General features: G+C 68.8%; 18 protein-coding genes. 8 read left to right on the forward strand and 10 right to left on the reverse strand.

Annotated features, from left to right (window positions below; all coding sequences use genetic code 11):
• The first annotated feature begins 248 nt into the window (after positions 1-248).
• The 4 genes from BWQ92_RS03735 to BWQ92_RS03750 all read left to right on the forward strand — a co-directional run bounded on the left by BWQ92_RS03735 (position 249) and on the right by BWQ92_RS03750 (position 7,005).
• Positions 249-1,334, forward strand: a complete 1,086-nt coding sequence (locus BWQ92_RS03735) for an AAA family ATPase (RefSeq protein WP_377957219.1) — start codon at positions 249-251, stop codon at positions 1,332-1,334.
• A gap of 14 nt (positions 1,335-1,348) precedes the next feature.
• Positions 1,349-2,773, forward strand: coding sequence for a DUF58 domain-containing protein (locus BWQ92_RS03740; RefSeq protein WP_076798352.1), 1,425 nt, complete (start codon positions 1,349-1,351; stop codon positions 2,771-2,773).
• On the forward strand, positions 2,770-5,337 hold the full coding sequence (locus tag BWQ92_RS03745) for a transglutaminase family protein (RefSeq protein ID WP_076798353.1): 2,568 nt from the start codon (positions 2,770-2,772) through the stop codon (positions 5,335-5,337). Before BWQ92_RS03740 ends, BWQ92_RS03745 begins: the two co-directional genes overlap by 4 nt.
• Positions 5,338-5,598: 261 nt before the next feature.
• Positions 5,599-7,005, forward strand: coding sequence for an MFS transporter (locus BWQ92_RS03750; protein ID WP_157365091.1), 1,407 nt, complete (start codon positions 5,599-5,601; stop codon positions 7,003-7,005).
• 146 nt (positions 7,006-7,151) lie between these two features.
• Here the strand turns inward: BWQ92_RS03750 and BWQ92_RS03755 are convergent, their stop codons facing one another.
• Together BWQ92_RS03755 and rsmI are read right to left on the reverse strand one after the other, a co-directional pair.
• The gene (locus tag BWQ92_RS03755) at positions 7,152-8,651 is read right to left on the reverse strand and encodes an NAD-dependent succinate-semialdehyde dehydrogenase (RefSeq protein ID WP_076803492.1); all 1,500 of its coding nucleotides are present in this window, start codon (positions 8,649-8,651) and stop codon (positions 7,152-7,154) included.
• Between the two features lie 230 nt (positions 8,652-8,881).
• Positions 8,882-9,703: a 16S rRNA (cytidine(1402)-2'-O)-methyltransferase gene (rsmI, locus tag BWQ92_RS03760; protein ID WP_076803493.1), complete on the reverse strand. Its 822-nt coding sequence runs from the start codon at positions 9,701-9,703 to the stop codon at positions 8,882-8,884.
• Between the two features lie 233 nt (positions 9,704-9,936).
• Between rsmI and BWQ92_RS03765 the strand changes: the two genes are divergently transcribed.
• Together BWQ92_RS03765 and BWQ92_RS03770 are read left to right on the forward strand one after the other, a co-directional pair.
• Positions 9,937-11,643, forward strand: a complete 1,707-nt coding sequence (locus BWQ92_RS03765; protein WP_076798354.1) for a dolichyl-phosphate-mannose--protein mannosyltransferase — start codon at positions 9,937-9,939, stop codon at positions 11,641-11,643.
• A gap of 55 nt (positions 11,644-11,698) precedes the next feature.
• Positions 11,699-13,528, forward strand: coding sequence for an AMP-dependent synthetase/ligase (locus BWQ92_RS03770; RefSeq protein ID WP_076798355.1), 1,830 nt, complete (start codon positions 11,699-11,701; stop codon positions 13,526-13,528).
• Positions 13,529-13,566: 38 nt separating this feature from the next.
• On the opposite strand, the gene BWQ92_RS03775 is transcribed toward BWQ92_RS03770, so the two are convergent.
• The gene (locus BWQ92_RS03775; RefSeq protein ID WP_076798356.1) at positions 13,567-14,874 is read right to left on the reverse strand and encodes a TIGR01906 family membrane protein; all 1,308 of its coding nucleotides are present in this window, start codon (positions 14,872-14,874) and stop codon (positions 13,567-13,569) included.
• Between the two features lie 156 nt (positions 14,875-15,030).
• Entirely contained in the window at positions 15,031-16,023 is a 993-nt protein-coding gene (locus tag BWQ92_RS03780) for a stage II sporulation protein M (protein WP_216359120.1), read from the reverse strand.
• Between the two features lie 68 nt (positions 16,024-16,091).
• On the opposite strand from BWQ92_RS03780, the gene BWQ92_RS03785 reads away from it, so the two are divergent.
• Positions 16,092-16,904 carry an RDD family protein gene (locus BWQ92_RS03785; RefSeq protein WP_076798358.1) on the forward strand — a complete coding sequence of 271 codons (813 nt, stop codon included), beginning with the start codon at positions 16,092-16,094 and terminating at the stop codon, positions 16,902-16,904.
• A gap of 48 nt (positions 16,905-16,952) precedes the next feature.
• Here the strand turns inward: BWQ92_RS03785 and BWQ92_RS03790 are convergent, their stop codons facing one another.
• From BWQ92_RS03790 to BWQ92_RS03805, 4 genes are all read right to left on the reverse strand, one after another.
• Positions 16,953-18,185: a L,D-transpeptidase gene (locus BWQ92_RS03790; RefSeq protein WP_076798359.1), complete on the reverse strand. Its 1,233-nt coding sequence runs from the start codon at positions 18,183-18,185 to the stop codon at positions 16,953-16,955.
• Between the two features lie 163 nt (positions 18,186-18,348).
• A complete protein-coding gene (gene ahcY, locus BWQ92_RS03795; protein ID WP_076798360.1) occupies positions 18,349-19,830 on the reverse strand; it encodes an adenosylhomocysteinase in 1,482 nt (493 codons plus the stop codon).
• A gap of 52 nt (positions 19,831-19,882) precedes the next feature.
• The gene (locus BWQ92_RS03800; RefSeq protein WP_076798361.1) at positions 19,883-20,122 is read right to left on the reverse strand and encodes a Trm112 family protein; all 240 of its coding nucleotides are present in this window, start codon (positions 20,120-20,122) and stop codon (positions 19,883-19,885) included.
• A gap of 126 nt (positions 20,123-20,248) precedes the next feature.
• Positions 20,249-20,632: a DUF3499 domain-containing protein gene (locus tag BWQ92_RS03805; protein ID WP_043417629.1), complete on the reverse strand. Its 384-nt coding sequence runs from the start codon at positions 20,630-20,632 to the stop codon at positions 20,249-20,251.
• A gap of 144 nt (positions 20,633-20,776) precedes the next feature.
• Between BWQ92_RS03805 and BWQ92_RS03810 the strand changes: the two genes are divergently transcribed.
• Positions 20,777-21,289 (forward strand): metallopeptidase family protein, encoded by a 513-nt coding sequence (locus BWQ92_RS03810; RefSeq protein ID WP_076798362.1) that lies wholly within the window; start codon positions 20,777-20,779, stop codon positions 21,287-21,289.
• A 66-nt stretch (positions 21,290-21,355) separates the two neighbouring features.
• Here the strand turns inward: BWQ92_RS03810 and BWQ92_RS03815 are convergent, their stop codons facing one another.
• Both BWQ92_RS03815 and BWQ92_RS03820 read right to left on the reverse strand, forming a co-directional pair.
• Complete coding sequence (locus BWQ92_RS03815; protein WP_083706208.1) at positions 21,356-23,113, reverse strand: DUF5719 family protein; 1,758 nt, start codon at positions 23,111-23,113, stop codon at positions 21,356-21,358.
• The gene (locus BWQ92_RS03820) at positions 23,106-26,453 is read right to left on the reverse strand and encodes a glycosyltransferase family 2 protein (protein ID WP_076798363.1); all 3,348 of its coding nucleotides are present in this window, start codon (positions 26,451-26,453) and stop codon (positions 23,106-23,108) included. The genes BWQ92_RS03815 and BWQ92_RS03820 overlap by 8 nt, the downstream gene beginning before the upstream one ends.
• Positions 26,454-26,469: the final 16 nt, after the last annotated feature.

Here is a 26,469-nt window from a genome sequence, read left to right on the forward strand (position 1 = left end):
ATGGGGCCACAACTGTACGTTCGCGCTGTGCCTTCCGCGCCACCCGCTGACGCCTTCCACCCTGCCTACTCACGCTTGGCATTCCCCGCGAATTATCGGGGAACTCTCTGTTAGCCGCGGCAGTTGTGTTAGTACGCTGGTACGGACGGATGTTAGCGCCCAACGAGGGCAACGGCACGCCTCCGCCGCTTCGTTCCGCTTCACTCCGGGCTGAAAGGTTGCCGATGGAACCGCACCGACGTATCAGGATGGACGAAGCACTCCCGGGCGGACAGGGCTTCACCGGCAGTGCTGCGCGCAACGTCAACCCCCTCAACGGACACAAGGCTGTTCCGTTGGAGGCCCCGGCTTTCCGGGCTGCGAGTGAACGGATCCTCTCGGCCATCAACACTGTCATCGACGGCAAGGCCGAGGCCGCCAAGCTGGCATTGACGGTTCTCCTCGCCCAGGGTCACCTGCTCCTGGAGGATGTTCCCGGGGTGGGCAAGACGATGCTGGCCAAGACGCTTGCGCGCACCATCGACTGTTCCGTCAGCCGGATCCAGTTCACACCGGACCTCCTCCCCTCCGACGTCACAGGCGTCTCCATCTACAACCAGTCCTCGCGCCAGTTCGAGTTCCGCCCGGGTGCCGTGTTCGCGAACATCGTGATCGGTGATGAGATCAACCGGGCATCCGCCAAGACCCAGTCAGCCCTGCTCGAATGCATGGAGGAGCACCAGGTCACGGTGGACGGACACTCATACAGGCTCAGCGAGCCGTTTATGGTGGTGGCCACCCAGAACCCCATCGAAATGGAGGGGACATATCCGCTCCCTGAGGCCCAGCGCGACCGCTTCATGGCGCGGATCTCCATGGGGTACCCGGACAAGGACTCCGAGATCGAAATGCTCGAGACCCACCAGGCCACGTCCCCCCTGGCCCGGGTCACGGCGGTGGTCACCGCAGCGGATGTCGCCGCGATGATCGCCACCGTGCAGCAGGTGTTCGTCTCCGAAGCTGTGAAGGAATACACCGTGGCGGTCGGACGTGCCACGCGTGACAGCGCCATGCTCCGCCTGGGGGCAAGCCCGCGGTCGCTGCTGCAGCTGCTCCGGGCGGCGAAGGCGACCGCGGCGCTGGATGGCCGTGACTTCGTGCTGCCGGACGACGTCGTCGCCGTCGCCGAGGCGGTGCTGGCGCACCGGATCATCCTGGACCGCAAGGCCGCCAGCACGGGCGAGACCGCGCAGGGCGTTATCCGCGGCATATTGTCCCGGATTCCCGTCAGCCAGGAAATGACGGAGACGGCAAGCACGAGGCGGACCACGCCTGAGCTCAGGCACAGCCGCTAGTCAGGACCATCACCGTGGCACTGCTGGACAGCCTTCCCCGACACCTCTTCAGCTCCCGAGGCTGGGGACTCCTGGCAGCCGGCGCAGTCTCCTTGCTGTGCGCCCAGATCATGGGGCGCCGCGATCTTCTGGCCCTTGGCGTCCTGCTGGTGGTGCTGCCGCTCGTTTCACTGGCCGGCATCCGGGTGGTGAAGCCGCGCTTCCGGGTATACCGGGAGTTCAGCCCCTCGACGGTTGAGACAGACTCCTTCACCACGGTGCGGCTCGCCATCGCCAGGACCGGCCTGGGCACAGGCCGCGTCATCATGGAGGAGCGGCTGCCGCCACGGTTCGGCGACTCCCCTGCGTTCCGTTTCCCGGCCAGGTCCGCCTCCGGCGGCACCAGCCGCTATGAGTACCACCTGCGGTCGGGAAAGCGCGGACAGTTCACCATCGGCCCGGTGACGGCGGAGTTCACCGATCCGTTTGGGCTGTCGCTGCACAGGCACTCGATCGACGACGGCGACACGCTCACCGTGACGCCGGCCGCCGTCGAACTTCCCTCCACCGGCCTTGCCGGCGCGCGCGGCAACGACGGCATCACGGCCACCCGTACCAGGGCCAATCCCAGCGACGACGACGTCATGACCCGCGAGTACCGGCATGGTGATCCGATGCGGCGGGTGCACTGGCCGGCCACCGCCCGGCACGGCGCCCTGATGGTCCGGCAGGAGGAATCCGTCACCACGCCCGAGGCCACGGTCATCCTCGATCACCGGTACGTGGCGCATTCCTCGGGTTACGGCGCGGTGTTCGGCAGTCCGGGCGACGACGGAAGCGACCTCGTCACCAGTGACACCTTTGAGTGGGCGGTCACGGCCGCCATGTCGGTGAGCGCCCACCTCGCCGAGCTCAATTATTCGCTGCGGTTCCTGGACGCCGCGGGCGAGCCTGCCTTCCGCCGCTCATCCTCGGCCCCCGAGCCTGACAACGACGAGTACAGCGGAGCAGCCGGCCTCCAGTCCATCGCCGAAAGCCTCGCCGCGATCCAACTGACGGGCCCGCATCACGGGCGCAGGGAACACGATGCCGCCCGCCGGGATCATGCGGCGGGCGCCGATCCGGCACAGTCCGTGTTTGACGACCAGCTCATGGACAAGCTCGCGGCGCACCGGATGCGCGGGCCGGTGCTGGCACTCCTGGGGAAGATGCCGCTCGCGGAGGCCAGGGCGCTCGCCCCCGCGGCCGGCTACGCTGCCAACGCGTTCGCCGTGGTGATCACGGACAAACCGGCGGAGTGCCATGACGTGCTCGAAGCTCTGCGCCGGGGCGGCTGGCGCGCTGTTGCCGTTGGGGCCTCCACGTCGCTGCCGGCAGCCTGGACGTATTTCGATGAGGGCGACGCCGCCATGTGGACGGCAGCGGCGGACGTCCGCCGCGGAGCGGAGGTAGGGCGATGACACTGACGTCGCAACGGCCGGCGGGGGCCCGGCCGCAGCCCGCTCCCGCCTCCCCCGGCAACGGGAGGTTCGGGGCCGGTGCATTTCCGTGGGTCATGTCCGGAGCAGTGGCCGTGTCCGTCCTGGGCGCGTCGCTGTCCCTTAACGGGGTCCTGCGGGGCTGGGCGTGGTTCCTGCCCGTCGTGACCGTGGTGGTGGTGGTCTCGCTGACCATGGCCCTGCTGCGCACATTCCGCACCCCGCCGTTGCTGGTGGCCGCGGGAGGTCTTGTCTCCCTGGCCTTCATCCTGACGTTCACCTTCTTCCGGCGCGACAGCATTGCCGGCTTCCTCCCGACACAGGCCACCCTCGACGCGCTGGGCAGGCACCTGCGCCGGGCCAGCGAAACGGTGCTGGCTGAGAGCTCGCCGGTAGCACCCAACGCCGGCATCGTCCTGGTGACGTGCGCCGCCCTGGGACTCGTCGTCATCCTCGTGGATGCGCTGGCCCTCCCCCTGGGCATGCCTGCCACGAGCGGACTTGGCCTGCTGGCGGTGCTGGTGGTGCCGGCCATGATTAAGCCGCAGAGTGTTGGGTGGCTGGGATTCGTGGTGACGGCAGCCGGCTACCTGGCCATCCTCGCGGCCAGCCAATGGTTCGCGCCCGATGCCCGCACCCAGGCGGACACGGCCCGCAACCCGGGCCAGATCAGGCGGGCCGCCCTCACGGGAGCCGTGGCGCTGGTGGTCACCCTGCTGCTGCAGGTTGTGGTTCCGGGCTTCGACCAGGGCACGTTCCCCCAGGGCTCACGGCTCAACCCCTGGGGTTCAGCCACCGGCCTGAACCCCATGATCAGCCTCGGCAACAGCCTGCGCACCCCGACGGGCGAGGGCAGGATCACCTACGCCACCAACGCCACCACGCCCCTCTACCTGCGCTCGGTTACGGTGGACCGCTTCGACGGCGAGTCCTGGTCCCCGGACGACCGGAACAACAGTCGCCGGGCAGGCACCGGACGGATGGACGTGGGCCATGAGGTCCTGGCACCCGAACAGACCCGGCAGGTGACAGTGGTCAACACCGGGGACTTCACCAGCCCTTACCTTCCCGTCCCGTACGCCCCTGAATCCGTCAACGGGCTGACCGGGCGGTGGAGCTGGGATCCTGCCACCCTGAGCATCAGAGGAACCGACACCAACTCCCGGGAACAGCAGTATCTGGTGCAATCGGCGGTGCCAAAGCTGACCACCGAGCTGCTGGACGCCTCCTCCGCCCCCGTCCGGGGCGTGCCGGAGGAGTTCATCCGGCCGCCGTCGAACGTTCCGGACATCGTCCGGAGCGCCGCGGAGTCCGTCACCGCAAACGGCCGGACGGCCTATGCCAAGGCGATGGCGATCCAGCGGTTCCTTCGCGGCCCCGAGTTCACATACTCCCTGGAGTCCCCCGTACAGGGCGGATATGACGGCAACGGGTTGTCAGTGCTCTCGGACTTCCTGGCCCAGAAGAGCGGCTACTGCATCCATTTCGCCTCCGCCATGGCGGTCATGGCCCGGCTCGAAGGCATTCCGAGCAGGATAGCTGTGGGCTACGCTCCGGGCAGGCTGACGGGGGCCACGGTGTCCGTGGCCGGCCAGGGAGCACTCCCGGAGTTCGAAGTCGACGCCCGTGACGCTCATGCCTGGCCGGAGCTGTACTTCCAGGGCCTCGGCTGGGTTCCGTTTGAGCCCACACCCTCACGCGGTGTAGTGCCGCCCTACGCACAGGACTCCGCGACCTCCGGCGGGGCCAGCACCAACGAACAGAACAACGATGGCCTGGTGCCGAGCAGCGGTGCCACGGCACCGTCAGCGCCGGCGCCGGCACCGCTCCCCGCTCCGGGGACCGGCACGGCCGACGGCGGGAACCAGCTGGCGCCCGTGCTTTACACCGCCGCCGGGGTACTGCTGCTGCTCCTGCTGGCCGCCTCACCCCGCCTGGTACGCGGAAGCCGCCGTGCACGGCGCCTCAGGGGGACGGGTGCCGACGGGAACCGGCTGGCGGAACCCCCGCTCGTCTGGTCCGAGCTCCAGGATCTGGCCACGGACTACGGCGTGCGCCCGGAACCGAGCGAGACCCCACGGACGTTCGCGGCCCGGTTGCGCGCTTCGCTCGCCGCGCGTCCGCAGGCCGAAGGAGGGCCGGGCGGCAGGCACGGTGCCAAGCCGGTTGATGCCGAAGCTGCCGGCGCCGAAACGGTGGCCGCCGAAGCGGTTGATGCCGGTACCGCCCATGCCGTGACGGTCCTGACGGATGCCTACGAAAGGCACCAGTACGGCCGGCCCTCTGGCCCGGATTCCGCGGGCGGCCTTCCGGAGCACGCAGCCATCGGGAACATCAGCCAGGTGCGGCAGGCGCTCCGCCGCAATGCCGGCACCGCAGGCCGGCTCCGTGCCGACTGGCTGCCGCCGTCGGTCCTTGCCCGCTGGAGCTCCGTGGCCGGGTGGCCCTTCCGGGTGCTCGGCTGGGCAGCGCTCCGGACGCGGCGCGCCGTCTCGGCGCTGTGGCGCAGGACCCGCACCGGACTCCGGCGCCTGCGGGAGGGCTAACCCCAACGGGAGGATTGACGTACAGCCCTCCCGGCAATTGGCATTTCCCATGTTTGACATGTGACCGGCGCCACCTTATCTTTGAGGAGCGGGAAAGCGCATTCCACAGGAACCTACCCGGCATCCAGTCGGTGGAAATCCCAACAATGTCCGCGGACTGCAGCAGCGGCGGCGGCGCGGGGCGCGACCTTCCCGCCGGATCCGATACCCGAGGACGGGGCGCATCCGGCGGGACAGACGATTTGTCCAAAGGAGGACGACATGAAGAGCGACACACACAAGCTGCGGACCTCTGCTGAATCGATTCAGACCGGCACGCGCCGGTCGAGCAGCAGGAAGGCTGCCGCCAGTGGCTGGGTGGGCAGCGCCCTGGAGTACTATGACTGGTTCATCTACGCCCAGGCCGCGGCCCTGGTCTTCCCCACCGTCTTCTTTCCGTCAGGAAACCCGACCGTCGCGCTGATCGCGTCGCTCGGCACGTATGCGGTGGGCTACGTCGCACGTCCCATCGGGGCCTTCGTCCTCGGCCAATGGGGCGACAAACACGGCCGCAAGAACGTCCTGGTCCTGGCCATGCTGCTGATGGGCGTCTCCACGTTTGCGGTGGCCCTGCTTCCCACCTACGACCAGGTGGGCATCCTGGCCCCGGTCCTGCTGCTGGTCCTTCGCCTCGTCCAGGGCTTCGCCGTTGCCGGGGAGCTGAGCGGGGCCAGTGCCATGATTGTGGAGCACGCCCCCTTCGGCCGCCGCGGCTTCTATGCCAGCTTCGCCCTGCAGGGCACCCAGGCCGGGCAGATCCTCGCCGCAGCCGTTTTCCTCCCGCTCTCGGCAGTGCTGTCCGCTGAGGACTTCCACGCCTGGGGCTGGCGGGTTCCGTTCCTCCTCAGCGCCTTGGTGGTGTTCGCCGGCTACATCATCCGGCGCCGCGTTGAAGAGACACCTGTCTTTGTGGAGGAGAAAGCCCACCGCGACGTTCCCAAGATGCCGGTGGTCCAGGTGCTGCGCGAAAGCGGACTGAACGTAGTGCGTGCGGTCTGCATGACCCTGGTCAACGTTGTGGGCGTCACCGTGGCGGTCTTCGGCGCGGCCTACGCCACGCAGCCCGGGTATGGCATCGGCATGAGCACCACCGTCTATCTCTGGATTCCGGTGCTGGCCAACGTCATCGCGCTCGCACTCATTCCCTGGTTCGGCGACCTTTCGGACCGCTTCGGCCGGCGCCCCCTGATGATCGTCGGTTCGCTCGGCTCCGGCGCGCTGGCCTACGGGTACCTCTACGCGGTCAGCCAGAACAACGTGCCGCTGACCATCGTTCTTGCGATCCTCATGTGGGGCACGCTGTACCAGGTCTGGAACGCCACTTTCGCCAGCTTCTTCCAGGAGCTCTTCCCCTCCCGCACCCGCGTCACGGGTTTCGCCATCTCACAGAACATCGGGCTCCTGATCACGTCCTTCCTGCCGAGCCTCTTCGCGGTGGTCGCCCCCCCGGGTTCGGCCAACGTTCCGCTCACCGTCGGGTCCATCTGCTTGGGCATCACGGTCGTCGGGGCAATCGCGGCCTGGTCCGCCAAGGAAACGCACCGGATTCCGCTCAGCGAGCTGGGGTCACCGGATGCCACCCCGGTGTCCCGTGAGGAATACGCGGCCGTCCGGGCCACGGCCCGCTGAACAACTGCCGTCAAAAGCCCGCCGCCGCCGTCAAAAGCTCAGCGCCGATGTACTGCTCGCGCAAAGCTGGCCGGTCTAACGCAAAGAAACGCACCTGCAGCAGGTTTCCTGCTGCAGGTGCGTTTCTTTCTTAGCCCGGGATAAACCTAGCCGGCGTAGGGGTCGGCGATGCCGATGTACTGCGTGTAGAGGTATTCCTCAATGCCTTCCAGGCCGCCTTCACGGCCCAGGCCGGACTGCTTGACGCCGCCGAACGGCGCTGCGGCGTTGGAGACGACGCCGGCGTTCAGGCCGAGCATGCCGGTCTCGAGCCGCTCGCCCATCCGGATGCCCCGGTTGAGGTCCTTCGTGAAGACGTAGGCCACCAGCCCGTATTCGGTGTTGTTGGCCAGGCGCACGGCCTCGTCCTCGGACGAGAACGTAATGATCGGGGCGACGGGGCCGAAGATCTCCTCGGCCAGGATCCGGGTCCCCTCGGTGACGCCCTTGAGGATGGTGGGCTGGTAGAAGTAGCCGGGCCCCTCGACCGGGGCGCCGCCGAGCACGGCGGTGGCGCCGGAGGAGACGGCGTCGGTGACCAGTTCGTGGACCTTGTCCCGGCTCTTCGCGTCAATGAGCGGGCCGACCTTGGACTCGGGCTCGGTGCCACGGGCGGTGGTCATTTCCTTCATCTTCGCGGCGAACTTCTCCGCGAACTCGTCCGCGACGGATTCGTGCACGATGAAGCGGTTCGCGGCGGTGCAGGCCTCGCCCATGTTCCGCAGCTTGGCCAGCATGGCACCGGCGACAGCGGCATCGACGTCGGCGTCCTCGAACACCACGAACGGGGCGTTGCCGCCGAGCTCCATCGAGGTGCGCAGCACCGTCTCCGAAGCATCGGACAGCAGGCGGCGGCCCACCTCGGTGGAGCCGGTGAAGGAGAGCTTGCGCAGGCGCTGGTCCTTGATCAGCGGGCCGGTGGTGGCGCCTGCACTGGTGGTGCTGATGACGTTCAGGACACCCGCCGGCAGGCCCGCTTCCTGCATCACGGCGGCGAAGAGGTGGGAGGTCAGGGGCGTCAGGTTGGCGGGCTTGAGCACCATGGTGCAGCCGGCCGCGACGGCAGGGGCGATCTTGCGCGTGGCCATGGCCAGCGGGAAATTCCACGGCGTGATCAGCAGGCACGGGCCCACCGGCTTCTTGGTCACCAGCAGGCGGGACTTGCCGTCCGGGGAGACGGAGTAGCGGCCGAACGCGCGGACGGCTTCCTCCGAGAACCAGCGCAGGAACTCGGCGCCGTAGGTGACTTCGCCGCGGGCTTCTGCGAGCGGCTTGCCCATTTCCAGGGTCATCAGCAGAGCGAAGTCCTCAGCCCGCTCGGTGACCAGTTCAAAGGCCCGGCGCAGGATCTCGCCGCGCTCCCGCGGCGGCACCTTCGCCCAGGACTCCTGGGCAGCGGAGGCGGCATCAAGTGCAGCAGCACCGTCCTCGGCGCCGGCATCGGCGATGCTCAGCAGCACCTTCCCGGTGGCGGGATCCTCGACGTCGAACGTCTTGCCCGACGCCGCGGGACGCCACTCGCCGTTGATGAGCAGGCCGGTGGGAACAGACGCGAGCAATTCGCTTTCGCGTTCTGCGGTAGCGGTGGACTGTGTAGTAACAGACACGGTGACTCCCTCGTCAGCAATCGGATTGCCGGTTATGTGCAGCTCCTGCACGCGGCTTGCCGCCGCCTGCCGCCCGCTGCTTGCTTGGCTGGATTAATGCCACGGTACTGCCCGCGTCTCGGCAGTGTCTACGCATCCCCGCACTGCCCGTCCGGCCATACGTTGTGCAGCTGCACAGCCGCTCTCCTCCCCGCCAGCGGCGGGCAAAGAGGCCCCGAAGGAGCTGTAAATCACCGGGCAGCGAGCACGGCGGAGTACAGTTCCCGTTTGCTTACCCGGGTCTCTTCGGCAACGGCGGCCACGGCTTCCTTAAGCCGGACGCCCTTGGCCACCAGTTCGTTGACGGCGGCGACGCCGTCCTCCGGGGATCCGGGCGCCCGCTCCGGCGCGCCCGCCACCACGACGGCGATTTCTCCGCGCACCTCATTGGCCTCTGCCCACTGCAGCATTTCCCGCAGTGAGCCGCGGAGGACTTCCTCGTAGGTCTTGGTCAGTTCCCGGCAGACCGCCGCACGCCGGTCCGGGCCGAAGCGCTCGTGCAGCGCCCGCAGCATGGCCTCGAGCCGGTGCGGTGCCTCGAAGAAGACCATGGTGCGGCGTTCGGCGTCGAGATCCGCAAGCCTGGCAGCCCGTTCGCCGGCCTTCCGCGGCAGGAACCCTTCGAAACAGAACCTGTCGGTGGGCAGGCCGGACAGAGCCAGGGCGGTAAGGACGGCTGACGGGCCGGGGACGGCCGTGACCGTGAGGCCGGCGGCCACGGCACCTTCGACCAGCCGGAAGCCGGGGTCGGAGACTGCGGGCATGCCGGCGTCGGTGACCATGACAAGTGTTTTTCCGGAGCGGACCTGTTCCAGGAGTTCGGCGGTCTTGGTGGCCTCGTTGTGCTCGTGGTAGCTGATGATGCGCCCGCTCACGGCGACATCCAGGCTCTGCACGAGGCGGTGCAGCCGCCGGGTGTCCTCGGCCGCCACGATGTCCGCCGTCGCCAGCAGCTCCACCAGCCGGGAGGAGGCGTCGCCCACGTTGCCGATGGGTGTTGCCGCCAGGACGATCCGCCCCGGGCCGCCGCCGCGAAGGTCCTGTTCCCTCCGTCCGGCTGTGCCCGCGGCCGGTTCTGAACTGCCGGAAGCGTTTGCGTTGCCGGACGGGTCGGAACTGCTGTCAGGGGCGGTGCTCGGTTCTTGGTCCACGGATCCAGCCTACTGCGGCCCGGCCAGCTCCCGGGCCGTTCCCCCAAACGGTTCCCCAAACCGGTCTGCCAAGCCGCAAACGGTAGCATGGGCTCGTGACGCAGACCTCCGTGCGGCCTGACGGGGCCGAACCAACAAGCACCCCGCCTTCTGCACCCCCCACGGAAGGCCGCGGTCCGCACGGGAAGCGCTGGATCAGCCGTCCCTCGGAAGCATTCACGGCAGATGCCCTCACCCGGCGCCTGATCGGCGGCATCCGGACCTGGCGGGACTACCCGCCGTCGCTCCGGCTGTGGTTCTGGCTGATTCCCGCCCTGACGGCAGCGGTGGGAGGGATCCTGAGATTCGTCCGGCTGGATGTCCCGCGCAGCCTCGTGTTCGACGAGACGTACTACGTCAAGGACGGCTATTCGCTGCTGGTGAGCGGCTATGAGCGCAGCTGGCCGGACAAGGCCAACGACGCCTTCATTGCCGGCAACCCCAACGTGCTGCTGGACACCCCCGAGTATGTGGTCCACCCGCCCGTCGGCAAATGGATGATTGCTGCAGGCATGTGGCTGTTCGGGGCGGACAACCCCTTCGGCTGGCGGTTCGCCGCCGCGCTGACCGGCACCCTGTCCGTCGCCCTTCTCGCGCTGATCGCCCAGAAACTCTTCGGCTCGCTGGTCCTTGGTGCGGCTGCCGGGCTGCTGCTCGCCGTCGACGGGCATCACCTCGTCCTGTCCCGCACGTCGCTGCTGGACATCTTCCTGATGTTCTGGCTCCTGGCGGCGTTCGGCGCCCTGCTGCTGGACCGCGACGACGGCCGGCGCCGGCTGGCTGCAAGGCTCGGCAGGCAGGCGGCGGCCTCGCCCACCGGCAGGCCATCCACGCTGCAGCTGCTGTCCGGGCCGTGGCTGGGCGTCCGCTGGTGGCGGGTCGTGGCGGGCATCTGCCTGGGCCTGGCCGTCGGCACGAAGTGGTCGGCACTGTTCTTCCTGGCCGGCTTCGGGCTCCTGACGGTGTTCTGGGACCTGAGCGCGCGCCGCATCGCCGGCATCCGAGGCTGGATCAGCGCCGGGATCATCAAGGACGGGCTCCTGGCCTTCGTCAGCATGGTGCCCGTGGCCGCCGTGACCTACGCCGCCAGCTGGACCGGATGGTTCCGCTCCACGGATGCCTACTACCGGCGGTGGGCGGAGACGAACCCCAGTGCGGAATGGGGCTGGCTGCCGGACCCGGTGCGGTCCCTGGCCCACTACCACCTTGAGGCCTACAAGTTCCATCAGGGGCTCAGCTCCGAGCATCCGTACGAGGCGAGTGCCTGGAGCTGGCTGGTGATGGGCAGGCCCACCTCGTTCTTCTACGAGTCCCCCAAGCAGGGCACCCCGGGCTGCGACTTCGCCACCTGCACTTCGGCCATCCTGTCCGTCGGCAACCCGCTGATCTGGTGGAGCGCCGCCATCTCACTCGTGGTCCTGCTGTTCTGGTGGGCCGGCAGGCGCGACTGGCGCGCCGGCGCCGTACTGGCCGCCGTCGCTTCCGGCTACCTGCCGTGGTTCATGTACCCGGAACGCACCATGTTCTTCTTCTACGCGGTGTCCTTCGAGCCTTTCCTGGTCCTGGCTCTCGTGTACTGCCTGGGCCTGGTGCTGGGGAAAAGCACCGATCCGCCGTGGCGCCGGCGCTCCGGACTGTACGGCGTTGCCCTGTTCCTGGTGGCCGCCGTGCTGGTTTCGGCCTTCTTCTACCCCGTCTGGACTGCCGAGATGATCACGTACCAGGACTGGCGGCTCAGAATGTGGATGCCTTCCTGGATCTGAGGCACGATTGCAGGTGGAACCCGGACGTGACGATCGACGAAATGGAGACCCGCCTGTGAGGGAAGCAAGCACGGAACTGATGGTTGCGCTGGAGGACAGCAGCAACGTCACCGACCTGCTCCTGGACTGCTACCGGAACAATCCTTCACACGCCGTCTACGCCCGCCGGGACGCCAGTGGCTGGCAGAACATCACAGCCGGGCATTTCCTGGACCAGGTCACCGCGCTGGCCAAAGGACTCATAGCCGGCGGTCTGGCACCCGGGGACACCGTCGCCGTCCTCTCCGCCACCCGTTATGAGTGGACGCTGGTGGATTTTGCCATCTGGTTTGCCGGGGGCGTGACCGTCCCCATCTACGAAACCTCCTCGGCGAGCCAGGTGGAGTGGATCCTGTCCGACTCCGGTGCCGGCCGTGTTTTCGTGGAGGACCGCCAGAAGGCGGGGCTGCTGGAGCAGGTCCTGGCGGCCTCCAGCGTCCTGGCCGGCCGCCTGGTGCCGGTGGTCCGGATGGATTACGACGGCGATGCCCCCAACCTTGCCAGCCTCGCCGCCGCGGGGGCCGGGGTGACGGACGCCGAACTGGAGCGGCACCGCTCGGCCGCTGCGCTCTCGGACGTGGCCTCCCTCGTCTACACCTCCGGCACCACCGGCCGGCCCAAGGGCTGCGAGATCACGCACGGGAACTTTGCCCTCGTGGCCAGGAACATCGTGGCCTTCCTTCCCGAGCTGCTGCAGCAGGAGAACGCCAGGACCCTGATGTTCCTGCCGCTGGCCCACGTGCTGGCCCGGGCGGTTCAGGTGGTCTGCCTCACGGCCGGAGTGACGCTCGGCCACACCTCGGGAAACGCGCAGCTCCTTGATGACCTGCGCACCTTCAAACCCACCTTCCTGCTGGCTGTGCCCCGCATCTTCGAGAAGATCCGCGCCGGGGCGGAACAGAAGGCGAAGGACGCCGGGAAGTCGCGGCTGTTCACTGCAGCCTCCCGGGTGGCGGTCCGGTACTCGGAAGCGCTGGATTCCGTTGCACGGGGCGAGGGCGGCGGCCCTGGCGTGGCCCTGCGGGCACAGCACGCGCTGTTCGACCGCCTCGTCTATCCCCGCTTGCGCCAGGTGTTCGGCGGCAGCATGAAGTACGCCGTTTCCGGGGCAAGCCCGCTGAATGCGCGCGACGCACACTTCTTCAGGGGTGCGGGGATCACCGTGCTCGAGGGCTACGGCCTGACAGAGACCACGGCGCCATGCACAGTGAACACCGCAGGCCTGACCCGGGTGGGCACGGTGGGCATCCCGGCGCCGGGCACAACCATCCGCATTGCCGAGGACGGCGAAGTCCTGGCCAGGGGCATCGGCGTGTTCAAGGGATACCACGCCAATGCGGCGGCTGACGCCGAGGCGTTCACCGATGGCTTCTTCCGCACCGGGGACCTCGGATCCCTCGACGCCGACGGGTTCCTCACCATCACCGGGCGCAAGAAGGACCTGCTGGTCACTGCCGCCGGCAAGAACGTCGCCCCCGGACCGCTCGAGGAGAAAATCCGCGAACACCGGCTCGTGGGCCACGCCGTGGTGGTGGGTGACGGAAAGCCGTTCGTCTCTGCCCTGGTCACCCTGGATCCGGAGGGCCTCGAGCACTGGTGCAGGGAGCGCGGCGTTCCCGTGCCAGGATCCGCCGAGGCCTGCGCCGATCCCGCCGTGCGCAGTGCCATCCAGGAAGCGGTGGACGGTGCCAACAGCCTCGTCTCCAAGGCAGAGTCCATCCGCAAGTTCCGGGTCCTGGACGCCGCCTTCTCCGTGGAGTCAGGCCACCTGACGCCCTCCCTCAAACTCAAGAGGGCCGCCGTCGTCAAGGATTTTGAGGCAGAAATCGGGCAGCTGTACGGCTAAACGCAGCTGTACGGCTAACAGGCGTCGCCGCGGGACCGCTACAGGTTGGCGGGCCGTACGGTGGCCGGCTCCGGAGAGTCATCGGCGCCGGCTTCATCCTCCGCTTTTTCCCCTTTGCGCCCCTTCCGGACGGGAGCCAGTCCGCGACGCCTGCGGGTGGGCCAGGTCAGGATCAGCGTCACCACGGCCGTAACCAGGACCAGCGCGGCGATGACCAGGCCGGCGTCAATCCAGAACTGGCCGGGGAAGAGCCGGATCAGCGTATCCTCCAGCGCAAATGTCCAGGAGCCGGCGGCGAAGAAGATGCGGTGGAACTCGGTGAAGAACTGCTGCCAGCCGAGGACGGCCAGCGTGCCCAGGCCGATGATGAGCACCAGCGTCACAATGGAGCCGGCAAACAGACCCCGGCGCACTCCCCCGGGGGTGCGGCGCCGCAGGTAGATGATGGCGATGATGCTGATCAGGATGAGCAGGGCACCGGCTCCAAACGCGGACAGGATGACGAGCTTCACGTCGGCCATGTGGCTGACCTCGCCGTCCTTGAACAGCTTTTCGCCGCTGCGGTTAACCAGTTCGCCCAGGTAGCGCGGACCGGACCAGTTGCTCAGGTAGTCCACGGCGTAGGAGCCGTAGGTCATGCGGTCGTCCGAGTTGAATCCGTAGCCGTCGCCGGGGAAACCGGGCCGGTGGTACTCGGCCCAGAGGAAGAGCGGGCTGGTCACGGCGCGCACGGCCAGGACCAGGAGGATTATGGGATAGAAAATGGCCAGCAGGACCTGGAGGAAACGGGGCAGCACCGGCTTGGCCCTGGCCGCCTGCTCGCGTTCGGCGTTCCGGCGTTCCACTTCCTCCTCGGGCGGGCGGACCTGGAGGGCGGACGTAGGCAGTGGTTCACTGAAAGGCTTTGGTTCGCTGTACGGCTTTGGTTCGCTGTACGGCTTTGGTTCACTGGTCGGCTTTGGTTCACTGGTCGGCTTTGGTTCGCTGAAGTGGGCGCCCGCGAGCGCGGATCCAGCCCGGGCCGGCCTGTCCGCCGCCGCGCTGCTGCCGGACCCGGTGTTCCGGTCTGCTGCCGCATCCTGGTCTTTTTCAGCGTTTTCGGCGGCCGCCGCCTCCGCAGCCTTGCGGTCGGCACGGCTTTCCGGCTGGGCTCCGGCTGAAGCTTCCTCCGGACGTGCTGCAGAGGGGCTGGCCCCGTCCCCCTCGGCGGCACGGGCTGCAGGGGCCGGCTTCATCCATTCAAACGCCGGCTCGTCGGTGTCCTCCGCGGGATCCAGCGCAGGGCTCGCCGCCGGATCCAGCCGCGGATCAAGGCGTCCGGACGGGGTCGGAGAATTGTCTTTCACTGCAGCTTCACTTCCGTAGGCGTCCACGCACTGTCGTACCGGGATAAACCGGGGCCAGGCAGCGCTTCGTATCTCCCCAAGAGCCTACCGTCAGCCACTCCGGCACCGCGATGTGCCACCCCGCCGCCTGCGGGAATTATCGGCCGGCAGTCATAATCATGCTGCAAGTTCTGTATGGCCGGCGTCCTGGCTGCCCAGGTCGCCCCGGGCTCCGCTGCGGTAGGCCCGTGCCCCGCAGACCAGCACATACAACCAGTATGCGGCCAGCACCGCCGCACCGATACTGATTTTCGCCCACACCGGCAAGGTGCTGGGCGTTACGAAGCCCTCCACGAGGCCGGAGACGAAGAGCACCAGGACCAGGCCAAGCGCCACCGTGATCATGGATCGTCCCTCTGCCGCGACGGCGCGGGACCTGGTCCGGGCGCCCGGCGACACCATGGCCCAAAAGATCCGCAATCCGGCAGCACAGGCCACGAACACCGCCGTCAGCTCCATCAGCCCGTGCGGCAGGATGTAGCTGAAAAACACGTCGGTCTTGCCCACCGCAGCAAACATCCCGGCGGCAACCCCCACCCCCTGGGCATTGGTGAACAGGATCATCGGCACCCAGAATCCGGTGATGCCCAGGGCCACCGCCTGGGCACTGATCCAGGCGTTGTTGGTCCAGACGGCCCCGGCAAACGACGCTGCAGGATTCTCCGAGTAATAGTCGATGAAGTCCTCTGTCACGTACCGCTGGACCTCCGCTTCCGAGGCGACAGCGCGCAGGGCCTCGGGCGAGGTGCCGATCCAGAGGGCGTAGGCGAAGCCAACAAGGCAGAACGCGGCGCCGCAGGCCACGGTCAGCCACCGGATCCGGTACAGGGCGGCCGGAAGCGCCAGAACGAAAAACTGCGCCAGGTCTTCCATGAAGTTCGACCGGGCACCGGTGAAGCGGGTCCGTGCCTGCGCCAGGGAGGCGGACAGGGACGCCGACAGCCCGCTCTCCGGCCCGGTGGAGCGCAGCAGGGAGAGGTGGGCGGAGGTCACCTGGTACAGGCGCAGCAGCTCATCGGCGTCGGCCCCGCTCAGGCGCCGCTTGTTCGCCAGGTCATGCAGGCGCGACCAGGTGTCCGAGTTGACGGCGGAGAAGGCGTCCATGTCCACGCTCCTACCCTAGCCTGCGGGGAATAGACTTTAGGCGACCGGTGGCCGATCAACGTACGGGGCAGGAATTGACTCCACTCATCACAGGCGAGGCAGTCGTCCTTGAGCTCCGCCCGGCGACTTTCGCTGCCCGCGCCCTCGGCCTGGTGCTCGACGTCGTGGTGCAGTCCGCGCTGCTGATAGGCATACTGACGGCGGTGGGCGCCGCCCGCGATGAGCTGGACGCCGCCGCTGCCGGGGCGCTCACCCTGGTCAGCGTGGTGTTGTGCTTCGTCATTGTTCCGGCCACCGTGGAGACCCTGACCCGCGGCCTCTCGCTGGGGAAACTGGCGGCCGGCCTGAGGATAGTACGTGACGACGGCGGGGCCATCCGGTTCCGCCACGCTGTCATCCGGGCGCTGATCGGCTTCCTGGAGATCTACCTGACCTTCGGCGGTGTTGCGATCGCCGTCGCCCTCTTCGACGGCAGGTCCCGCCGGCTGGGGGACATCGTGGCCGGCACCTACTCGCTGCGTCGCCGGGTTCCGGTGGAACCGGCCATCGTCCCCCTCGCCCCGCGGCACCTCGCTGCCTGGGCGGGAGCGGCGGACATCGGCCGGATTCCGGATGCACTGGGCCGCCGGGCCGCGCAGTTCATGCGCCAGGCTCCGCGGATGTCCCCGCTGTCCCGCAGCGGCATGGCGGCAGCCCTCGCCACCGAAATGTCCGGATATGTGGCCCCGTCCCCGCCGCCCGGTACCACTCCCGACGACTACCTCGCTGCCGTGCTGGCCGAACGGCGCACGCGCGAACTGCGCCGTCTTAGTGCGGCACGGGCGCAAAGCAACCGGATCGGTGAACGGCTTCACCGGCTGCCGTTCACAGCGGGGCGGGAGACCTGAAGCGCCCGGTCACCCCCGGCACAGCAGGCCAGCGTTTGGCGAAGAGCCCTAGCGCTTGGCGTACTGGGCCCAGGGAATGTTCCAGTCGCCGTAGCCCTCGAGCGGCTCGACCGGCGGGGCGCCCGTGTTCAGGACCTGGACGACGTCGCCGGACTTCATGTTGTTGAAGAACCAGGCAGCATCCGCGGGCAGCAGCCCGACACAGCCGTGGGAGACGTTCGCAACGCCCACCGAGCCCCACGCCGACTGGAGCGCCTGGTGGACATACACGCCGGAGGACGTGAGCCTGTTCGCGTACTCCACGGTCAGCGGCGGGTAGTAACCCTTGTCGCCCGGCTTCAGGCCGATGCTTCCCGCGTTGAACTTGGAATGCCGCTCCTGCTCCATGATCACGGCGTAGCCGGTCGGGGAAAGCCAGTCGGACCCGCCCAGGGTGACGGGGGCGGTCCTGACCAGTTTGCCGTCGAAGTAAACCTTCATGGTCTTGGTGTTGTCGTCCACCACGGCGAGGCGCTGCTGGCCCACCTTGAACTGCACCTTGGCGTTGAAGTTGCCGATCATGCCGTTGCCGAAGTCCACCCCGAAGAGCTTCATGTCCACGGTGACCTGGCTGTTGGACGCCCAGAACTTCTCGGGGCGGATGCGGGCCTTCTGGTCCGAGTACCAGTGCCAGGCGACGGGCTGCTTGGAGGAGACGCTGATCTTGACGGCCTTTTCCACCGCGGCCTTGTTGGTGACGGGCTCACTGAACACGATGTCGATCGGCTGCCCTGCGCCGACGGTGGAGCCGTTCTCGGGGTACACGGCGGCGTCCGCTTCATTGGCGGGCTCCACGGTGGTGAAGGTCTGGGCCTTCTTGGTCTCCCGGCCCGCCTCATCCACGATGGTGTAGCTGTAGCTGTAGGGTGTGTTGAACTGCAGCGGGTCCACGGCCGTCCACGTGCTGCCGTCGGCGCTCACAGTGCCTTGGACGGGCTCTCCCCCGGCGGCCGGCACCAGCACAACGTCCTGAACGCGGCCGTTGACGGCCTTCACTGAGGGCGCCACCGCGGGATTGACGCCCTTGGCGCCGTCGAGCGGAGTCACGCCCAGTTCCACAGCCTTGACCACCGGGCTGGCGAGGCCCGGTTCATTGCGGACCGGGCTGGAGGCCTCGGATTGGGGTGTGGGGTTTGCCCAGCCAGGGGCGGTGGCGACGCCGATTCCGCCGGCAGCAACCGCAGCGCAAATGGCGACGACGGCGATGATTTTGCCGGTTTTCCGGTTGTTCTTTTCCGTCATGACTGGTTTCTCCGTGTCCCACCGGGCTGCCGATCGGCATCCGTCCGTGTGCCCAGCGGTAACGCTGACCAGCCAATTTTATCGCACGGCAGTGCTGCGCCTGACCCGGCGGCCACGGCGCGCCGGGCTGCCAGGGTGGAGGGCGCGCCGTAGCCGGTGACTGTCAGTAGCGGTAGTGATCCGGTTTGAACGGGCCGGCCACGTCCACGTCCAGGTAGTCGGCCTGGTCCTTGGACAGCTCGGTCAGTTCAACGCCGAGGGCGTCGAGGTGAAGCCGCGCGACCTTCTCGTCCAGGATCTTGGGCAGTACGTAGACCTGCTTTTCGTATTCCCGCTCGCCTTCGGGCTGGTCCTTCTTGGTAAACAGTTCGATCTGGGCGATGGTCTGGTTGGCGAACGAGTTGCTCATCACGAACGACGGGTGGCCGGTGGCGTTGCCCAGGTTCAGCAGACGCCCTTCGGACAGGACGATGATGGACCGCGCGTCGTCTGCCGAGTCGCCGCCGAAGACCCATTCGTGGACCTGGGGCTTGATCTCGACCTTGCGGATCCCGGGGATCCGGGCGAGGCCGGCCATGTCGATCTCGTTGTCGAAGTGGCCGATGTTGCCCACGATGGCCTTGTTCTTCATGCCCGCCATGTGCTCGGCCATGATGACGTCCTTGTTGCCCGTGGTGGTGATGAAAATGTCGCCCTGGTCCAGGACACTCTCCAGCTTGGCCACCTGGTAGCCGTCCATGGCTGCCTGCAGCGCACAGATGGGGTCGATTTCGGTGACGATCACGCGGGCTCCCTGGCCGCGGAGTGCCTCGGCGGCGCCCTTGCCCACATCGCCGTAGCCGCAGACGACGGCGACCTTGCCGCCCATGAGGACGTCGGTGGCCCGGTTGAGGCCGTCCGGAAGGGAGTGCCGGATGCCGTACTTGTTGTCGAACTTGCTCTTCGTCACGGAGTCGTTGACGTTGATCGCCGGGAAGAGCAGCTTGCCCTGTTCGGCGAGCTGGTACAGGCGGTGCACGCCGGTGGTGGTCTCCTCGGTGACGCCGTGGATGCCGGCCGCGAGGCGGGTCCACTTCTTCGGGTCCTCGGCCAGGGTCCGGCGCAGGACGTCCAGGACGATCCCGTATTCCTCGGGGTCGTTGGCTGCCGGGGCGGGAACGGCGCCGGCAGCCTCGAATTCCACGCCGCGGTGCAGCAGCAGCGTGGCGTCGCCGCCGTCGTCGAGAATCATGTTGGGGCCCAGCTCAGGGTTCGCGTCGGCACCCGGCCAGGTGAGGATCTGCTCAGCCGTCCACCAGTATTCCTCCAGCGTTTCGCCCTTCCAGGCAAACACGGGAACGCCCTGCGGGTCTTCCACGGTGCCGGCGCCCACCACGACGGCGGCAGCGGCCTCGTCCTGCGTGGAGAAGATGTTGCAGGAGGCCCACCGGACCTCGGCACCGAGTGCGGTGAGGGTCTCGATGAGGACTGCGGTCTGCACGGTCATGTGCAGCGAACCGGCGATCCGGGCGCCCTTGAGGGGCTGGCTGGGTCCGAATTCCCGGCGCAGCGACATGAGGCCCGGCATCTCGTGCTCGGCGAGGCGGATCTGGTGGCGCCCGGCCTCGGCCAGGGAGATGTCGGCAACCTTGTAATCGAACGTCATGGGAATCCTTTGCTGTATCCGGCGTCTAGCCTTGTGCGGTGCTGGCTGGGTGTTAGGCGGTGGGGGCGGCCGCTGCGGGGCCGCCGTCGTGCTGGTCCGACCGGGCGGCCGTTGCGGCGGCGCGAAGCTCCGGCGGAAGCAGCAGCGGGATGCCGTCCTCGATGGCGTACCGGACCCGCTCGCCGGTCTCCGCCGCCGACGTTGAGACGAGTTCCTCGCCCTCCTGGGTCAGGGCCGATCCGGTGACCGGGCACCGCAGGACGGACAACAGTTCAGGACTGATCTTTGGCATGGTGGATGCTCCCTGCTGGGCACAAGCGCGATGGCTGACGGAATTCAGCTTCCAGCCTACCGCCAGTTCGGTACGAGGATGGTTTGCGAACGGCCGGGACGGCTCCCGGGGATGGTCCGCACGGAATCAGGAGGGTTCGCGCAGGATGCGCAGGTGGCCGCGGCGGGTGCCCTCCGTTGCGGCGGGCGCCTCCAGCGCCGAGTGGGCGGCGCGCTGACCCGGGGCCGGGGACGCCGGGCGGGATGCAGCCTCACGGACGGCGTCGGCCAGGGCCAGAAGGTCGTCTGGACCCGGCTGGGGCGGCTGCGAAGGCATGGCCAGGCGGAGCACTTCCCAGCCGCGCGGCACGGTCAGCGAACCGGCGTGCTGCTCGCAGAGGTCGTAGCAGTGCGGCTCCGCGTAGGTCGCCAGCGGGCCGAGGACGGCGGTGGAGTCCGCGTAGACGTACGTCAACGTGGCCACCGCGGACTGGCGGCAAGCTGATCTTGAACACTGACGTATTGCACCCACGAAAACACAGAATACTCCGCCCCAGGCAGATTTCCCGACATTGACGGCGGCCCGCGCCACGGCGGCGGGCCTGCCGGCGCCACGACGGCGGGGCTCCGGTCCGGTTATGTCGCGCAAATCATTTGGCGGGTCTAGAGTCTGTATATGCAGTCATCGCACCACTCTTCGGGTTTCACGGTCCGGTTGGCTGACCCGGATTCGCCCCGGGACGCTGCCGGGGTTCCTGCTGGCCGGAGCTTCGTCCAGCGCCGGCGCAACCGGCACGGCCGCGGCCTGCGGGGCGAACTGCTGCTGCCCACCCTCCCCGGTTACCGGAGCCGCTCGGACCGGTTCGATGAATTCGTGATGGACTCCGCCCAGCGGCTACACGACATCTGGGGCAAGCCCCTCGACGGCGTCCGGTTCGCCGTCGATGAGATCCCGCCAAACCTCGAACAGCTTCTGGCCGAGCGCTCACCCGCGCCGCTGGGCTGCTACACCCCTGCCACCGAGGATGAGGGGCCCATCATCACGTTGTACCGCCGCGTGGTTGAGCAGGCCTGCCCGGTCAAGGAGGAGCTCCAGGACCTGGTGCATGATGTGGTGGTGGAGCACACCGCCGAGATGCTCGGCGTGGCCCCGGAAACGCTGGACCCCGTCTACCGCCGGCGTTACTAGCGCGGCGCTACTGGCGGCCGGCCCGAAAACACCAGGGCCCGGTCCTGAAAACCGGGCGCACCTCAGCTAGTAGCCCAGCGTCACCGGTACTTTTTCCTGCCCCTCCGCGCCCGGGGTTATGGCCACCGTGGAGATGTCGTTCCGGCCCTCCCGCTCCAGCAGCACCGTGCCGTAGGCCGCACCGCCGGAAGCGGACACCAGGTAGCCGACGACGGCCGAGTTCCCGATCCGGTCGGCAGCCTTGAGGGCGGTGGTAGTGCCGGCGGCGATGTCCGCGGTGGCCGCGGTACGGAGTTTCCCGTCGGCCGTGACCGGCGTATAGGAAATGGTCGCCCTGTCATCAAGGGCTCCGAAAACCAGCAGCCGTTCCCCGCCCTGGGGAAGCGGGACCACGTGCTGGCTGCCCAGCTGGGCGGACGCGGGCGACCAGGCGAAATCCAGGCTCTGGCCGGCCTTCAGACCCCGGCTCACCCGGGCCGCGGCCACGATGCTGACATCGGAGGTGGCCGAGACCGTGTACTGGCCGGCGGGCACTCCGGCCAGTGGCACCTCCGTGACGGTGCCGGCTTTGGCGGTGACCACGCCTCCTCCCGGGAGTGCCTGCTGCCCGGCCCGGCCGAACAGCTTGACCTCCACCACGGCGTCCGACGGGCCTGGCACGGTGATCTGCAGCGACGGGCCGGCGTCGTCGAACCCGGATTCTCCGGTCAGCGACTTCACGTCCCCGGCGTCCTGGATGTCGATGCCCGTCATCACCTGGGAGGGACCCGCGGATATCCCGGGCGCAATAAAATCGACGCCGCCGGAGGTCAGCCCGCGCAGCACGCTCTGCTGGATGAAGCCGCTGACCGGACCGCCGGAGCTTCGGACGTGCACGCTGAGCCGTTCTTCACCGGGCGCGAGACCGGCCAGGACGATGGAGCGGGTCGTCTTGGGTCCCACGAGCAGGCCGCGGCTGCCTGAGGCCTTGATCTGGCCGGCCTTCCCGTAAAGCTCAAGGTTCACGGTTGCGGGCGTGGTGGAAGCGTTGGTGAGGTTGAGGACGCTGCTGCGGCCCAGGGCTGTGTTGGCGCCGCTAAGCCATAGGTCGTTCGACGGCGTCTGGCAGGCGGCCGCTGCAGAGCCCTGGAGGTCCCCGTCCGTCGCCGTATAGGCCATGAGTGCTGCCGCCGCAGGCTGCCGGTTGGCCAGGGCGTCCGCAGACAGGACGCTGACGTCTTCCACGGTTTCCCCTTCGAGGGCCGCGGCGAGCAATCCGGAGGAACCGGCCGGAGCCGTGGCCGAGCCGGGCGCCTTGGCAATCCGCTGCAGCTCCGACCCCTTCAGCGCGGAAAGCGCACTGCCGGGAAGACTGCCGCCCGCCGAGCTGACCACCAGGGCGGACACAGAGCTTTTGGCGGTGGCGGATTCGGGGCTGAACTGGGGGTCGGTCCCCACCGGGGTTCCCTCGAGGAGCCGCGCCGGGGCAGGGCAGACATCCTGGACGCTTCCGGCCGGAACGGCCGCTTCCGCCACGCCGAGCGGCCGGGCTGACGACGGCTGCGGCGCCAGGGCTGTTGCCGCAACCAGTCCCCCGCCGGCGGCAAGGATGACGGCGCCGGAGAGCAGCCCGGCCGCCACGCCGCGGCGGCCGCCTATGCGGCTGGCCCCGCCGGGCCGGCCACCGGACGCCTTGCTTTCGGCATCTTTGCTTCCGACATCTTTGCTTCCGGGATCTTTGCTTCCTGCGGCCCGGCTCCCGGACGCCTTGCTTTCGGTAGCCCCGGCTGCCGGGCTGATGCCCCGCTTAGCAGCCTTTCCGCCGTCGTTCTCTTCCTCATGCATTCTGGTATTCCTTACGCAGGGCGCCTTCGTCCCTGGACAGGCCGGTGTTGGGGCGCCGTGCCGGCATTGGCAGCGCCAGCAGGACCGTCAGGCCAATGACGGCGGCCTGGAGGATGCCGGACCAGAGGGCCCAGGGGCTTTCGTACCGGACTGTCACCTGGCCGGCCTGCGGAGGCAGCGTGAAGGCCTGTGACCAGCCGGAGGTGGTGGACGTCAGTCTGCGGCCGTCGAGCCAGGCGGTCCAGCCGGGATCCGCCCGCTCGGCGAGCACGAGCAGCCGGCCTTCAGGTCCTTTGGGGACCTCGGCCTGGGCGCCGGTCAGATCCGAGCGGACCAGCCCGATGGTGGCACCCTTGCTGTCGACGATGCGCACTCGGTGGGCGACGTCGGCGGGCTGCAGGACGGCGTCGTTCAGCGGTGTCACCCGCCAGAGCCAGCCGGAGTCAGTGGGCCCGACGGCCGTCAGCCCGGGAACAGCGTCCATCCGGCTGGCGGTCAGCTGAGCCGCCGTGTCCGCGGCGCGCAGGACGATGAATCCGACGCCGAGCCGCTCCAGTTCGGGCCGCGGGTCGACGCCGCGGGCAGCCACCAGCGTGGCCACGCTGGTGCGCAGCGCAGCGGTGACCTCGTCGTCGTCGCGGACCGCTTCCTGCCCGGGTGTGCCCAGGATGTCCCGGGCCGCCGCGATGGCTGAGAGGCTGTCCAGTGTGGTGCCGCGTCCGCGCATGAGGGTGGCGCTGTAGGTTCCGTCCTCGCCGGTGCTGATCAGCAGTGTCCGGGTCTGCTCCGGCCCCTCGCCGCGGTCCACCGCGGTGGCGGGCAGCACCCGCGGGTCCGTGGGACCCACGAGCCGTGGCGTTCCGAGGTGGGCGGTGCCGGCCTGCACCGTGGCATCGGCCGGCTGCACCACGTTCTGCGCGGTCCATGCCGCCAGCCCGGCCAGCGGTCCGGCGAGCAGGAGCACCAGGACCAGCACCGCAGTGACGCGGGCCGCGGTAGCGCCACGCGTTCCCCGGGCACGGAGTTGGCTGTCCGGACCGGAGCCGGCAAGCGTCAGCAGGCCGTCGCCTCCGATGACCGCTGCCGCGAGCAGCGCGAAAACGGCGGCGGAGACGGTCGGACCGGTGAACGGCACCACGAGGGCCTGCGCGCCGGCGCCGGTGGCGACATGGGCTGCCAGCCAGCCGCCGGCCAGCGCCAGCAGCGCCACGGCCCAGAGGACCCGGGCCACACGGCCCCGGCGGTCCGGGTGGACCCGGAGCGGAACGAAGAGCGCGGCAACAGCCAGCGCAAGCAGCGGCACCCCTACCAGGAGGGCCAGCAGGAGCGCCCACGGGACGGAGCCGCCAGAAAAGAACGCCAGCCCGGAAAGCCCGCCGGCGGGGTCGAAACTGAGCGGCTGGCCCAGGATCTGCTGCCACACCGGGGCGGCCTCGAAAGGCAGAGGCAGCCCGGGGTCAGCAAGCAGCGCCCTGGGCCGGTCCAGGGTGGACAGGGCAAACGGGACGAACAGTGCAGCACTCGGCAGCAGCGCCCACCAGAGCGTGCGTCCGCGTTTCCGGAGCAGCAGGCTCAGGAGGATGATGACGGCGGCGGCCGGCAGCAGGAGCGACGGTGCGGCGGCGGTGATGACCGCCAGCGCCAGCCCCGCAGCTGCGGCTGCCGTCCAGGACGGCGTGCCGTTGACCCCGGGCTTGGCCGGTGGCTGGTCAGCGAGGCTGCCGGCCGGCACCGGGGCGAAGCGGCCGCGTCCGACGGCGGAGCCGGTGGCCCGCAGCAGCGCGAGGACCAGCAGCGGCGTCATGAGGTGGACCAGCACCGCTCCGACGCGCCCCTGGTTGACGGCCACCTGCAGGGCCGGCGCCGCCGCCCAGACCAGCGCAGCGGCCAGCCGGAAGCGGCGGTAGGAGGTCAGGGCTCCGGAAGCGAACCAGGCAGTCAGTCCGGAGAGCGGCATGGCCAGCAGGAGCAGCCAGACGACGGCGCCGTTCGCGTTGCCGCCGCCCAGCAGGCCAAGGATCCACAGGACGTAGTCGAACGGGTCGCCGTGGCCGGGAAGTCCTGCGCCCAGTCCGATCCACCAGCTGGAGGCGTGGTGCCAGATGTCCTCCAACCGGGCAGAGACCGGCAGGAGCGCCCCGCCTCCAGCGGCGTCTGCCTGGAAAAGCGCGGCCAGGCCGGCGAAGGACGCCGCGGCGGCAATGATCACGGCGGCGACGGCCCCGTTGCCTACCCAGCCCCGCTCGCTCGTGGACAGGGCTGCAAAGTCGTCCGTCGAGTCGCCGCTGGGTTGTTGCTCCAGCGGGTCATTGCTGTCCTCGGTGGCCCGGGCGTCGTCCGCGCCGAGGGCTTCCATCAGGGAGCGCCGGTGGCCCCAGACTTCGCGCCGTTCGGTCTGCAGCGCCTTGACCACGGAGCGCCGGACACGGCGGGTGCGGCCAGCGTTGCGCCGCCCGCGGGCGAGGGCGGCGGGCCTGGCGAGGGCAGCGGCGGTGGCCAGGAGCTGCGAAAAGCCGTACCCGGGGTCCTTCACGGCGATGCTGAAGACCAGCCGGAGGAGGCTCCCAAGGAGCGCGCCCACAGCGTGCAGCGGCAGCGCCCAGAGCGGGGCGTGCTTGAGCCGCAGGTGCACCTGTGCCCGGCGCGCGGCGGAGGCGGTGCCAAGGGCGTGCGGCCGGTGCGAGACGTGGAACATTTTCGCGCTGGGAACCACCACCACGCGGTGCCCGGCCAGCCGGTTCCGCCAGCAGAAGTCGACGTCGTCGCCCGTGCCGGGAAGCGCCGGGTCAAAGCCTTTGAGATGTTCCCAGATATCCCGCCTGACCAGCATGCCGGCGGAGTTGACCGCGAACGTGTCGGAACGCCCGTCGTACTGCCCCTGGTCGAGTTCGTCCGCCTCGATCAGCGTGAGCCGCTCGGCCCAGCGGCTGGTGGAAAGCCCGACGTCGATCAGGCGCCGTTTGGCGTTCCAGTCCAGTTGCTTGCAGCCGGCAACCGTGACGGAGGGGGCACGCTCCACAGCGTGCAGCAGTTCGGCAAGGGCCTCGGGCGCTGGCGCCGCGTCATCGTGCAGCAGCCAGATCCATTCGGACCGGTCGCGCGTGCCCTGCGGTTTCCATGGGGCCAGGGCGGCCAGACCGGCCCGCACGGCGGTACCCATCCCCGCCCTGCCGGTATCGGCGGTGGTGACGTTGGCATCGCCGAGGGCGCGCTGCAGGAGCGCAGCCGAAGTGTCCTGTGAGCCGGTATCCACCCCGATCACGGTGTCCGCCGGCCGGGTCTGCGAGGCCAGCGCTGTAAGAGTCCTGGGCAAATAAGCACTGCCGTTGTGGGCTACCACAACGGCAGTGACATGT

The sequence above is a fragment of the Arthrobacter sp. QXT-31 genome (assembly GCF_001969265.1).
GTDB lineage: Bacteria > Actinomycetota > Actinomycetes > Actinomycetales > Micrococcaceae > Arthrobacter.

Excerpts from the sequence above, each read along its gene's own strand:
- BWQ92_RS03735 (WP_377957219.1), top strand. The coding sequence starts at position 249 with ATGGACGAAGCACTCCCGGGCGGACAGGGCTTCACCGGCAGTGCTGCG.
- BWQ92_RS03745 (WP_076798353.1), top strand. The coding sequence starts at position 2,770 with ATGACACTGACGTCGCAACGGCCGGCGGGGGCCCGGCCGCAGCCCGCT.
- BWQ92_RS03750 (WP_157365091.1), top strand. The coding sequence starts at position 5,599 with ATGAAGAGCGACACACACAAGCTGCGGACCTCTGCTGAATCGATTCAG.
- BWQ92_RS03790 (WP_076798359.1), bottom strand. The coding sequence starts at position 18,185 with ATGACGGAAAAGAACAACCGGAAAACCGGCAAAATCATCGCCGTCGTC.
- ahcY (WP_076798360.1), bottom strand. The coding sequence starts at position 19,830 with ATGACGTTCGATTACAAGGTTGCCGACATCTCCCTGGCCGAGGCCGGG.
- BWQ92_RS03800 (WP_076798361.1), bottom strand. The coding sequence starts at position 20,122 with ATGCCAAAGATCAGTCCTGAACTGTTGTCCGTCCTGCGGTGCCCGGTC.
- BWQ92_RS03810 (WP_076798362.1), top strand. The coding sequence starts at position 20,777 with ATGCAGTCATCGCACCACTCTTCGGGTTTCACGGTCCGGTTGGCTGAC.
- BWQ92_RS03815 (WP_083706208.1), bottom strand. The coding sequence starts at position 23,113 with ATGCATGAGGAAGAGAACGACGGCGGAAAGGCTGCTAAGCGGGGCATC.